General features: G+C 69.9%; 10 protein-coding genes. 5 read left to right on the top strand and 5 right to left on the bottom strand.

Annotated features, from left to right (window positions below; translation table 11 throughout):
• Window positions 1-3 precede the first annotated feature (3 nt).
• Entirely contained in the window at window positions 4-405 is a 402-nt protein-coding gene (locus ACFXC1_RS20520; RefSeq protein ID WP_381244571.1) for a winged helix-turn-helix transcriptional regulator, read from the bottom strand.
• 87 nt (window positions 406-492) lie between these two features.
• A complete protein-coding gene (locus ACFXC1_RS20515) occupies window positions 493-1728 on the bottom strand; it encodes a CAP domain-containing protein (protein WP_381244569.1) in 1236 nt (411 codons plus the stop codon).
• Between the two features lie 155 nt (window positions 1729-1883).
• Between ACFXC1_RS20515 and ACFXC1_RS20510 the strand changes: the two genes are divergently transcribed.
• The 4 genes from ACFXC1_RS20510 to ACFXC1_RS20495 all read left to right on the top strand — a co-directional run bounded on the left by ACFXC1_RS20510 (window position 1884) and on the right by ACFXC1_RS20495 (window position 8198).
• On the top strand, window positions 1884-2165 hold the full coding sequence (locus ACFXC1_RS20510; protein WP_381244567.1) for an acylphosphatase: 282 nt from the start codon (window positions 1884-1886) through the stop codon (window positions 2163-2165).
• Between the two features lie 392 nt (window positions 2166-2557).
• Complete coding sequence (locus tag ACFXC1_RS20505; RefSeq protein ID WP_019068749.1) at window positions 2558-2758, top strand: hypothetical protein; 201 nt, start codon at window positions 2558-2560, stop codon at window positions 2756-2758.
• 218 nt (window positions 2759-2976) lie between these two features.
• Window positions 2977-6558, top strand: coding sequence for a chromosome segregation protein SMC (gene smc / locus ACFXC1_RS20500; protein ID WP_381244564.1), 3582 nt, complete (start codon window positions 2977-2979; stop codon window positions 6556-6558).
• Between the two features lie 218 nt (window positions 6559-6776).
• Window positions 6777-8198 (top strand): sugar porter family MFS transporter, encoded by a 1422-nt coding sequence (locus tag ACFXC1_RS20495; protein WP_381244562.1) that lies wholly within the window; start codon window positions 6777-6779, stop codon window positions 8196-8198.
• A 96-nt stretch (window positions 8199-8294) separates the two neighbouring features.
• On the opposite strand, the gene ACFXC1_RS20490 is transcribed toward ACFXC1_RS20495, so the two are convergent.
• Together ACFXC1_RS20490 and ACFXC1_RS20485 are read right to left on the bottom strand one after the other, a co-directional pair.
• Entirely contained in the window at window positions 8295-8654 is a 360-nt protein-coding gene (locus ACFXC1_RS20490) for a hypothetical protein (protein WP_381244560.1), read from the bottom strand.
• 63 nt (window positions 8655-8717) lie between these two features.
• Window positions 8718-9689: an LLM class flavin-dependent oxidoreductase gene (locus ACFXC1_RS20485; protein ID WP_381244558.1), complete on the bottom strand. Its 972-nt coding sequence runs from the start codon at window positions 9687-9689 to the stop codon at window positions 8718-8720.
• 164 nt (window positions 9690-9853) lie between these two features.
• Here ACFXC1_RS20485 and ftsY point away from each other — a divergent pair, with 164 nt between their 5' ends.
• Window positions 9854-11059 carry a signal recognition particle-docking protein FtsY gene (ftsY, locus tag ACFXC1_RS20480; protein ID WP_381244556.1) on the top strand — a complete coding sequence of 402 codons (1206 nt, stop codon included), beginning with the start codon at window positions 9854-9856 and terminating at the stop codon, window positions 11057-11059.
• A gap of 142 nt (window positions 11060-11201) precedes the next feature.
• Here the strand turns inward: ftsY and ACFXC1_RS20475 are convergent, their stop codons facing one another.
• A complete protein-coding gene (locus tag ACFXC1_RS20475; protein WP_381244554.1) occupies window positions 11202-11867 on the bottom strand; it encodes a bifunctional DNA primase/polymerase in 666 nt (221 codons plus the stop codon).
• Window positions 11868-12060 lie beyond the last annotated feature (193 nt).

The following is a 12060-nucleotide window of genomic DNA, read 5'->3' as shown; positions in this document are numbered from 1 at the left end:
CTCTCAGAGTCCGCCGCGTGTCTCGTCGTAGCGCGTGCGGGCTTCGAGGACGTCGTCCATACGGCTCTCCATGAAGTCGACGAGTCCCTTGAGGTGTTCGGCGACGCCGTGTCCGAGCGGGGTCAGTTCGTAGTCCACGCGGGGCGGGTTGGTCGGCTGGGCCTCGCGGTGCACCAGGCCGTCGCGCTCCAGCGCGTGCAGGGTCTGCGAGAGCATCTTCTCGCTCACGCCGTCGACGCGCCGCCGCAGCTCGTTGAAGCGCAGCGAGCCCTCCAGCAGCGCGCACAGGGTGAGTCCGCCCCAGCGGCCCGTGACGTGCTCCAGGGTGGCCCGGGAGGGACAGGCCTTGGCGAACACGCTGTACGGGAGGTTCTGCTCCTCCGTACGCTCCTGGATGGTGTCCATTTCATAAGGGTACGCGAACGCAGCGCTAACCAGAAGGGAGCACTAACCGCCGGTTAGCGCTCCCTGTGGGTGCCCGTCGGCGTCGTACTAGTACCCGAAGTCCTGCGTCCACCACGGGCCACCGGTGCCGAAGTGCACACCGACGCCCAGGGTCTTGAAGTCGCAGTTCAGGATGTTGGCCTTGTGGCCGGGGCTGTTCATCCAGGCGTCCATGACCGCGGCCGCGTCGGCCTGGCCGCGGGCGATGTTCTCGCCGCCGAGGTTGGTGATGCCGAGCTTCTCCGCCCGGTCCCACGGGGTGGCCCCGCTGGGGTCGGTGTGGTCGAAGAAGTCCTGCTCGGCCATCTGAGTGCTGAAGTTCTCGGCCAGCGTGGTCAGCGAGCTGTTGGCGGCCACCGGGGTGCAGCCGGCGATCGCGCGCTGCTCGTTGACGAGCTTGAGCACCTCGGCCTCGGCGGCGGCCTCCGCGGAGACCGTCACCGGCGCGTCGGCGGACTGCGTCGGCGTCGGGGTGGGCTTCGCCGAGGGGGTCGAGGTCGTCGGCTCCTCGGTCGGGGTGGCCGCCGGCTTCTTCGCCGGGGCCTTGGTGGCGGGCGCCGTGGCGGACTTGGTCGGAGCCGTCGACGGGGAGGCCGGGCGGTTCGCGTCACGGCTCGTGGAGGAGCCGGAGTCGCGGGACTCCGCGCTGCCGGAGGTGCCGCCCTGCTGGGTCGCCGAGTTGGACGGCGAGCCCGCGGCCTGCACCTTGTCGCTGTTGTTGCCGCCGCCGAGCTTGTAGTTGTCCAGCCCCGGCATCGCACCCGTCGCGACGGCCACCGTGCCGATGGCGACGGCGGCGGAGACCCCGAGCAGGCCCGTCTTGACCGGCGTCACGGTCTTGCGCTTACGACGGCGTCCACGGCCCGGGCGTGAACCGTCGCCCCGGGAGGAGACACCGGCCGCCTCGGGGAAGACCACGGCGTAGTCCTCCTCGGTGGCGAAGAGATAGGCCTCGCTCTTCAGCCGCGTGTCGGCCTTCAGGCGGGACTCGGCCCGCAGCCGGGCTTCGGACTTCGGAGGTGCCTCGTGGTGCGCCTGAGGCTGGTGACTCGAGTGAGCCTGGTGGTTCGGGTGGAACTCGGCCGGGCCCTCCGGGTGCAGATAGGGCGCCATGCCGATCGTCGAGCCGCCGGCTGCGTTCCAGCCGGAACCGTCTGCCTGGTCGTTCCAGTCGTACGAGTCGTGCGGGTCGTAGCCGCTCGTGTATGAGCCGTGCGTCTCTGTGACCCCCGTGGCGCGGCTCGTGGCGGCGCGGCCGGCGGCGGAGCGTCGGTGGCGTCCCATGTCCTTGCCTTTCGTCCTTGCGGTCAACTCGTCCGTGCGGTGACCCAGCTCACTCGATCGAGTGAGTTTCATATGAGATTCATTGGGGCGGACGGTACCGCATGGCGGGTGAGGAGCAAGTGTCCCGAGAGACATTGGCCGGTTAGGTTGCAGCCATGAGCGAGGATGTGCGGTTGGTCGCCTGGGTGCGAGGGCGTGTGCAAGGTGTGGGTTTTCGGTGGTTTACCCGTGCCAAGGCTCTGGAGATCGGGGGCCTGAGTGGTTTTGCTCTCAATTTGGGCGACGGACGCGTGCAAGTGGTCGCGGAGGGATCGCGCGCGGGCTGCGAAGGACTCCTCGACTGGCTCCGGGGTCACGACACGCCCGGGCGCGTGGATGGCGTCACCGAGATCTGGGACACACCTCGGGGTGGCTACGACGGCTTTGCGATCCGCTGAGCACATTCTCCGAAAAGGTGTAAAGCGGCCCTGGCGGAAGCGGAGGGGCATGCCGCTGGCACCTGCCCACAGCAGAAATGGCCTGGTGGTTGCCAAGAACGGCTCGCTCTGGCAGGCTCCGCACCTAAGGATGATCGCCAGTCCCGTCAGGCCCCGCAGGAGCCGCAGCGCCGCCCGTTCAGGGCCGCGCAGCCCCGGGTTGCCCGCCAATACGGGGCGTGATCGTGTTGACCGTCAAACATTTTGGTGAGACGCTGAAAACCCCGCGCACCTTAGCTGTTTGGCATGGAAGAACAGCAGAGCAACCCTCGAGTGTGTCAAGCATCGCGGGTGCGATTCCCTCACGACCCACACCGCTTCGGTCGGTCACTCAGTGTGGAGGACCATCCATCATGGCAAAGGCGCTTCTCGGTTACGTCGGCGGCTCCGACCCGCGACTCCTCGCCGAGATGCGACGGCTCCAGCAGCGCGTCCAGGACCTGGAATCCGAGCTCGTACGGATCCAGGAAGAGAACGACGCGCTGACGGCTGCCGCAACTCACGATTCGCTTCTCGAGCTCGACGCACGCCAGGCAGAGCCCGCGCTCACCTGATCACTGCGACGCACCACATGACAAGCAGTGGTCGGGCGGCCTGCTTCAACCACTAAGTTGTCAGAGTTTGCAAGGGACGCTTCGGCGTCCCTTCTTTCTTTCCCCCGCAAGCCTCCACCCTCTTTAACGTTTGGTGTGCCCTGCACGTTCAAGGGCGAAACCGCGGGGAACCGGACGTTCATGGAGAGAGCGAGCAGCGGAAGGTAGAGTCCAGCGGCGTGCACCTCAAGGCCCTGACCCTGCGGGGGTTCAAGTCGTTCGCCTCGGCGACCACGCTCCGGTTCGAGCCGGGGATCACGTGCGTCGTCGGTCCGAACGGCTCGGGCAAGTCCAATGTGGTGGACGCGCTCAGCTGGGTCATGGGCGAACAGGGCGCCAAGTCGCTGCGCGGCGGCAAGATGGAGGACGTCATCTTCGCCGGCACCACCGGCCGCCCACCGCTGGGCCGCGCCGAGGTGTCGCTGACCATCGACAACTCCGACGGCGCGCTGCCCATCGAGTACGCCGAGGTCACCATCACGCGGATCATGTTCCGCAACGGCGGCAGCGAGTACCAGATCAACGGCGACACATGCCGCCTCCTCGACATCCAGGAACTCCTCTCCGACTCCGGCATCGGCCGCGAGATGCACGTCATCGTCGGCCAGGGCCAGCTCGACTCCGTCCTGCACGCCGACCCCATGGGCCGCCGCGCCTTCATCGAGGAGGCGGCCGGCGTCCTCAAGCACCGCAAGCGCAAGGAGAAGGCGCTGCGGAAACTGGACGCGATGCAGGCCAACCTCGCCCGCGTGCAGGACCTCACGGACGAACTCCGCCGCCAGCTCAAGCCCCTGGGCCGCCAGGCCGCCGTCGCCCGCCGCGCCGCCGTCATCCAGGCCGACCTCCGCGACGCCCGCCTCCGCCTGCTCGCCGACGATCTCGTACGACTCCGCCAGGCGCTCAACACCGAGATCGCCGACGAGGCTGCGCTCAAGGAACGCAGGGAAGCCGCCGAACTGGAGCTCCGCAAGGCCCTCCAGCGCGAAGGCCTCCTGGAGGACGAGGTACGGCAGCTCACCCCGCGCCTCCAGCGCGCCCAGCAGACCTGGTACGAGCTGTCCCAGCTGGCCGAGCGGGTGCGCGGCACGATCTCGCTGGCCGACGCCCGCGTGAAGAGCGCGACTTCGGCACCCCCCGAGGAGCGGCGCGGCCGTGACCCCGAGGACATGGAGCGCGAGGCCGCCCGTATCCGCGAGCAGGAGGCCGAGCTCGAAGCGGCCCTGGAGGCGGCCGAACACGCCCTGGAGGACACGGTCGCCCACCGCTCCGAACTGGAGCGTGAACTCACCGCAGAGGAACGGCGGTTGAAGGACGTCGCCCGTTCCATCGCCGACCGCCGCGAGGGCCTCGCCCGGCTCAACGGCCAGGTCAACGCGGCCCGTTCCCGCGCCGCCTCCGCCCAGGCCGAGATCGACCGCCTCGCCTCCGCCCGCGACGAGGCCCAGGAGCGAGCGGTCACCGCACAGCAGGAGTACGAGACCCTCCAGGCCGAGGTCGACGGCCTCGACGCGGGCGACGAGGAACTCTCCGAACAGCACAAGGCGGCCCGGGCCGCACTCTCGGAGGCGGAAGCCGCCCAGTCCGCCGCCCGCGAGACGGCCACCGCCGCGGAACGCCAGCGCGCCGCCACCCAGGCCCGCCGCGACGCCCTGGCCTTGGGCCTGCGCCGCAAGGACGGCACGGGCATACTGCTCGGCGCCCAGGATCGCCTCACCGGAATCCTCGGCCCGGCAGCGGAACTGCTCACGGTGACCCCGGGCCACGAGGTCGCCCTCGCAGCAGCCTTCGGTGCGGCGGCGGACGCGATCGCGGTGACGACCCCGTCGTCGGCGGCCGACGCAATCCGCCTGCTGCGCAAGCAGGACGGGGGCAGGGCGGCACTGCTGCTGGCGGGAGATCCAACACCGCCCACTGAGACACCCCACGGCTCGACCAGCCACAACGATCCCGCAGCCGCCCAACAAGCTTTCGCCGCAGACCTCGTTCGCGCCCCCGCCGACCTCATGCCCGCGATCCGCCGCCTCCTCCACAACATCGTCGTAGTGGACACCCTCGAAGCCGCCGAACAACTCGTATACACGCACCCAGAGTTGACCGCGGTAACCGCCGAAGGCGACCTCCTCGGCGCCCACTTCGCCCACGGCGGCTCCGCCGGCGCCCCCAGCCTCCTCGAAGTCCAGGCCTCGGTGGACGAAGCCGCAGCCGAGCTCGAAGAACTCGCCGTCCGCTGCGAGGAGTTGACCGCCGCCCAGCAGTCCGCAGCCGAGCGCCGCAAGGAATGCGCCGCGCTGGTCGAGGAGTTGGGGGACCGGCGCCGCGCCGCAGAGCGCGAGAAGTCGGCCGTGGCGCAGCAGTTGGGGCGGCTCGCCGGGCAGGCGCGTGGGGCCGCGGGTGAGGCGGAACGGTCCGCCGCTGCCGCCGCACGGGCGCAGGAGGCGCTCGACAAGGCCGTGGAAGAGGCTGAGGTGCTGGCCGAACGGCTGGCTGTGGCCGAGGAGATGCCGGTCGAGGAGGAGCCCGACACCTCCGTGCGGGACCGGCTTGCCGCCGACGGTGCCAACGCCCGGCAGACGGAGATGGAGGCGCGGCTTCAGGTCCGTACGCATGAGGAGCGGGTCAAGGGGCTTGCCGGGCGGGCCGATTCGCTGGACCGGGGGGCCCGGGCCGAGCGGGAGGCGCGGGCGCGGGCGGAGCAGCGGCTCGCGCGGCTGCGGCACGAGGCCGCTGTGGCTGAGGCCGTTGCCTTCGGGGCTCGGCAACTCCTCGCGCATGTCGAGGTGTCGCTGAGCCGTGCTGACGAGGAGCGGACCGCCGCCGATGCCGCCAAGGCGCGGCGGGAGCAGGAGTTGGCCGCCGCCCGCAACCTGGGGCGTGACCTCAAGGGCGAGCTCGACAAGCTGACCGACTCGGTGCACCGCGGTGAGGTGCTGGGTGCCGAGAAACGGATGCGGATCGAGCAGTTGGAGACCAAGGCGCTGGAAGAGCTGGGGGTGGAGCCGGCGGGGCTGATCGAGGAGTACGGGCCGCATCAGCTCGTGCCGCCCTCGCTCGCCGCCGAGGGCGAGGTGCTGCCGGAGGATCCGGAGGACCCGCGCAACCAGCCCCGTACGTTCCACCGCGCGGAGCAGGAGAAGCGGCTCAAGTCGGCCGAGCGGGCGTACCAGCAGCTGGGCAAGGTGAACCCCCTCGCGCTGGAGGAGTTCGCGGCGCTGGAGGAGCGGCACAAGTTCCTCAGTGAGCAGCTGGAGGACCTGAAGAAGACCCGCGCCGACCTGCTTCAAGTGGTGAAGGAGGTCGACGAGCGCGTCGAGCAGGTCTTCACCGAGGCCTACCGGGACACGGCCATTCAGTTCGAGGGTGTCTTCAGCAGACTGTTTCCGGGCGGCGAGGGCAGGTTGATCCTGACCGATCCCGACAACATGCTCACCACAGGGGTGGATGTGGAGGCCCGCCCGCCCGGCAAGAAGGTCAAGCGGCTGTCCCTGCTCTCCGGCGGGGAGCGGTCCCTGACCGCCGTGGCGCTGCTGGTGTCGATCTTCAAGGCACGGCCCAGTCCGTTCTACGTGATGGACGAGGTCGAGGCGGCGCTCGACGACACCAACCTGCAGCGGCTGATCCGGATCATGCAGGAGCTGCAGGAGGCCTCGCAGCTGATCGTGATCACGCACCAGAAGCGCACGATGGAGGTCGCCGACGCGCTGTACGGCGTCTCCATGCAGGGCGACGGGGTGTCGAAGGTCATCTCGCAGCGGCTCCGCTAACCCACCCCTATTCCTTCAAGTGTTGAACACAACTCTGTGACCTGTGTCGATCTGTGGCGTTCGAAGTCGCAGGGGACCCGGTGTTGACTTCGAAACTTGAAGGAATAGTCTCTGCAACGTTGCTTTTACCTTCAGGTGGTGGGCAGCGGGAAGCTGTGCGCCACTGGAAGGGTCGCCCCCCACCCCGGCAGCGACGCCGGTGGCCTCAGGAGTTACACGTGACCAGCACTGCGCAGGCATCACAGTCAGGAGCCGGGTCGGCTCATCCCGAACATCTCGCGCATGTCATCTTCATCGCGGCGGCGGCCGCGATGGGCGGCTTCCTCTTCGGCTACGACAGTTCCGTGATCAACGGCGCCGTGGAGGCCATCAGGGACCGCTACGACGTGGGCTCCACGCTGCTGGCACAGGTCATCGCCATCGCCCTGATCGGCTGTGCCATCGGCGCGGCGACCGCCGGCCGGATAGCCGACCGCATCGGCCGTATCCGCTGTATGCAGATCTCCGCCGTGCTGTTCACCATCTCCGCAGTCGGTTCGGCGCTGCCCTTCGCGCTCTGGGACCTCGCCTTCTGGCGGATCATCGGCGGCTTCGCCATCGGCATGGCCTCCGTCATCGGCCCCGCCTACATCGCCGAGGTCTCCCCGCCCGCCTACCGCGGCCGGCTCGGCTCCTTCCAGCAGGCCGCGATCGTCATCGGCATCGCCATCTCGCAGCTGGTCAACTGGGGTCTGCTGAACGCCGCCGGCGGCGACCAGCGCGGCAAGCTCATGGGCCTGGAGGCATGGCAGGTCATGCTCGGCGTCATGGTGGTCCCGGCCGTCCTCTACGGCCTGCTCTCCTTCGCGATCCCCGAGTCCCCGCGCTTCCTGATCTCCGCGGGCAAGCTGAGCCGCGCCCACGACGTGCTCCGTGAGGTCGAGGGCGACGACATCGACCTGGACGCCCGCGTCGCCGAGATCGAGCACGCGATGAAGAGCGAGCACAAGTCGACCTTCAAGGACCTGCTCGGCGGTGGCGGAGTCTACTTCAAGCCGATCGTCTGGGTCGGCATCGGCCTCTCGGCCTTCCAGCAGCTCGTCGGCATCAACGTCGCGTTCTACTACTCCGCCACGCTGTGGCAGTCCGTCGGCGTCGACCCGACCCAGTCGTTCTTCTACTCCTTCACGACGTCGATCATCAACATCATCGGCACCGTGATCGCGATGATCTTCGTGGACCGCGTCGGCCGCAAGCCGCTGGCCCTCATCGGCTCGGTCGGCATGGTCGTCGGTCTCGCGCTGGAGGCCTGGGCCTTCTCCTACGACCTCGTCGACGGCAAGCTGCCCGCCGCGCAGGGCTGGACCGCGCTGATCGCGGCCCACGTGTTCGTCCTCTTCTTCGCCCTGTCCTGGGGTGTCGTGGTCTGGGTCTTCCTCGGCGAGATGTTCCCGAACAGGATCCGCGCCGCCGCTCTCGGTGTCGCCGCCTCCGCGCAGTGGATCGCCAACTGGGCCATCACCGCGAGCTTCCCGTCGCTGGCCGACTGGAACCTCTCCGCGACCTATGTGATCTACACGGTCTTCGCCGCGCTCTCCATCCCGTTCGTCCTGAAGTTCGTGAAGGAGACGAAGGGCAAGAAGCTGGAGGACATGGGCTGACCGGCCCTCCCGTGAACCGGGCCCGCGAAGGCGGGTCACCGCAAGCTCGGGGAGACGGGCTCCATCCCCCGCCGCCCGTCTCCCCGAATCCCCGTTTCACCAGATCAGGACGCCGCCGCCGATCTTCCGGGCGCGCAGGGCGGCCGACTCGATGTTGTCCAGCCGGCTCCCGACCAGGTCGGGAGCCTCTCCCACGGCCGCGGCGACGGCGTCGAGATGCTCCCGCAGCAGCGCGACCTCGCGCAGGAACGCCGGTACGTCCGAGGCCTCGACGTACAGGTCGCTGGAGGCCAGCACGGGAAGATACGTGGCACCGAGCGACCGTACGGCGGGCGAACCCCACACGGTCTCCCGCCAGTTCTCGAAACCGGCCGAGTCGTTGCAGCCCTCCGGAACGTCGAGCACGTTCCACCGGCCGTCCGCGTCACGCAGGAACACATCCACTGCCAAGGTCATGACCGCAGTGGACCACCGGTGGACCGGCCGGTCCACCGGTTACGGGTAAGAGTCACTCCGTGCTCACTCCCCGAGCACCGGCAGCACCCGTTCCGCGAACAGCCGCAGGCTCCGCCATCCCTCGTCCACCGGCATCCCGCCCGCCAGCGGATGCAGTACGAGATTGTCGAGGCCCAGCGCCACGCACTGGTCCGGCGTGAGGATCCGGTACACGCCCTCCGCGCGCAGTTCGGCCACGGTGGTGGCCCCCGACTTCACCGCCGACCGGATCTCCCCGGACTGCCAGGAGGCGTAGGTCCGCGCCTCGTGCAGGAAGTGCGCGCCGTACTCGGCCCAGGCCCGGTCCGGGTCCTCGGCGATGTGCAGCAGCGGGGTCTCAGGGCCCGGCATCATCGTCCAGCCCTCGGTGCCGTACTCCACCAGCCGGTCCTTGTAGTACGCCTCCAGGTCCGGCAGATGCGCGCTGGGGAAGAAGGGCAGACCCAGCCGTGCGGCCCGGCGCGCGGCGGCCTTGGAGGAACCGCCGACCAGCAGCAGGGGGTGCGGATCGGAGAAGGGGCGCGGGGTGACCCGTACCGTACGGCCCCGGTACTCGAACTCCTCGCCGGACCACGCCTTCAGGACCGTCTCCAGCAACTCGTCCTGGAGCCTGCCGCGTTGCTTCCACTCCACGTCGAACTGGGCGTATTCCTCAGGGCGGTAGCCGATCCCGGCGACGGTCACCAGCCGGCCGCCGCTCAACAGGTCCAGTACGGCGATGTCTTCGGCCAGCCGGAGCGGGTCGTGCAGCGGGCCGATGACCGCCGAGACGGTCACGGCGATGTGCCGGGTCGCGCCGAACACCGCGCCCGCGAAGGCGAAGGGCGAGGGCAGCCAGTTGTTGGCGACGCCGTGGTGCTCCTCCGTCTGCACGGTGGTGATCCCGTGCTCGTCGGCGTACGCGGCCATGTCCAGGGCGGCCCGGTAGCGGGCGCTCAGCGAGGCGGGGGTGGCGCCGGGTTCGACGAGGTTGAAGCGGACGACCGAGACGGGCATGGGAGGTCCCCCTTCCGTGTGTGGTGGGGGACGTTAGCTGACGGTATGTCAGATGGCCATGGGCATGACCGCGGCGGTTCGAGGCCGGCGAGGGTGATGGCGGCCACCCGGCCGCGCGCCCGCGCTGGGCCCCGGCGAGGCCCATGGCTGATACTGGGTGGGTTATGGAAACCGTCATCCTTGCTGTAGTCATCGCCGTGGTCGTGCTCGGTGCGCTCGGCGGGCTCGTCGTCGGCAGCCGGCGCAAGAAGCCGCTGCCCCCGCCGCCCACCTCCGTGCCCGACATCACCGCCCCGCCGGCCGAGCCGCACATCGGCGACGAGGCCGAGACGCCGCGCGACGAAGCGCGCCGGACCATAGAGGAGGTGGACCTCCCCGACGGCTCGGCCCCGGTCGCCGTCGAGGAACCCCCAGGAGTCGGGGAACCCCTCGTACTGGAGGTCCCCGAGCCGACCGCCGGACGGCTCGTCCGGCTGCGCGCCCGGCTCTCCCGCTCGCAGAACGCGCTCGGCCAGGGGCTGCTCACGCTTCTGTCCCGCGAGCACCTCGACGAGGACACCTGGGAGGAGATCGAGGACACCCTCCTCACCGCGGACGTCGGCGTAGCGTCCACCCAGGAACTGGTCGACGCGCTGCGGGAGCGGGTGAAGGTGCTCGGCACCCGGACCCCGCAGGAGCTGCGCGCGCTGCTCCGCGAGGAACTGCTCAAGCTGGTCGGCACGGATGTCGACCGGACCGTGAAGACCGAGCCCGAGGACCGCAAGCCCGGCATCGTGATGGTCGTCGGGGTCAACGGCACCGGCAAGACCACGACTACGGGGAAGCTGGCCCGCGTGCTCGTGGCCGACGGCCGTACCGTCGTGCTCGGCGCCGCCGACACGTTCCGGGCCGCCGCCGCGGATCAGTTGCAGACCTGGGGCGAGCGGGTCGGTGCCCACACCGTGCGCGGGCCCGAGGCCGGTGACCCCGCCTCCGTCGCGTTCGACGCGGTGAAGGAGGGCAAGGAGATGGGGGTCGACGTCGTCCTCATCGACACGGCCGGGCGGTTGCACACGAAGACCGGGCTCATGGACGAGCTCGGCAAGGTCAAGCGGGTCGTGGAGAAGCATGCGCCGCTCGACGAGGTGCTGCTTGTGCTGGACGCGACCACTGGGCAGAACGGGCTGGTGCAGGCGCGGGTCTTCGCCGAGGTCGTGGACATCACCGGGATCGTGCTGACCAAGCTGGACGGCACGGCGAAGGGGGGCATCGTGGTTGCCGTGCAGCGGGAGCTGGGGGTGCCGGTGAAGTTGATCGGGCTGGGTGAGGGGGCGGATGACCTGGCGCCCTTTGAGCCGGAGGCGTTTGTGGATGCCCTTATTGGGGACTGATGCGTCGTTTTCTGGCTGTGGGTCGGTGGGGGCTGGTCGCGCAGTTCCCCGCGCCCCTGCAGGGCGCGTTGTAATCGGCCTCTTTCAAAGAAGTGCCCGGCCCCAACTCATCGTTGGGGACGGGCACTTCGTCGTTCTACGGCTATGCGCGCGACCTGTGTGCCACATACGCCAGCGTGCCCAGCAGCAAGCGTGCCGCCGGGGGCCTTGTCGCCGAGTCGAGGGCGGGGGAGCGGAGCCAGCGGACCGGGCCCAGGCCTGCTCGGTCGGAGGGTGGGGCGGTGATGTGGGTGCCGGGGCCCAGGCCGCGGAGGTCGAGGGAGGTGGGGTCGTCCCAGCCCATGCGGTAGAGGAGGGAGGGGAGTTCGGCGGCTGCGCCGGGGGCGACGAAGAAGTGGGCGCGGTGGTCGGGGGTCGCCGCGACCGGGCCGAGCGGGAGGCCCATGCGCTCCAGGCGGGCGAGTGCGCGGCGGCCCGCGGGCTCGGCCACCTCGATGACGTCGAAGGCGCGGCCGACCGGCAGCATCACTGAGGCGCCGGGCAACTCGGCCCAGGCCTCGGTGACTTCGTCGAGGGTCGCGCCGGCCCGTACCTCGGGTGCGAAGGCAAGGGGATGTGCGCCCGGCGCGGTGCACTTGGTGTCGCCGCAGGAACACGCGCCGCCCGCGGCCCGCGCGCCCGCCACCACGTCCCAGCCCCACAGCCCGGTGAACTCGGCCACGGCCGTGCACTCCGAGGTGCGGCCGCGGCGGCGCGTGCCGGACCGGATGTCGCGGATACCCCGGCTGCTGCCGATCGTGAAGCCCATGCCCCCTCCAACGGGTCCGACGCACCGGTGGTTACGAGACGGATGCGGATCGTCACTCTGCGTCCACGCCTACCCGGTGCCGCTGGGTCCAGGCGGCGCCCAGGAGCATCTCGGGTGGTGTGCTGAGCGGTACGCGCCCCTGCGTGCACCGCTGCGCCCACCTCCGGCCGTCCTATGTCAAGTGAATCGTGCG

The sequence above is a fragment of the Streptomyces hokutonensis genome, assembly GCF_042751305.1.
GTDB lineage: Bacteria > Actinomycetota > Actinomycetes > Streptomycetales > Streptomycetaceae > Streptomyces > Streptomyces hokutonensis_A.
Note: the sequence above shows the minus strand (reverse complement) of the source record. Positions and strands in the feature narration are given on the sequence as shown.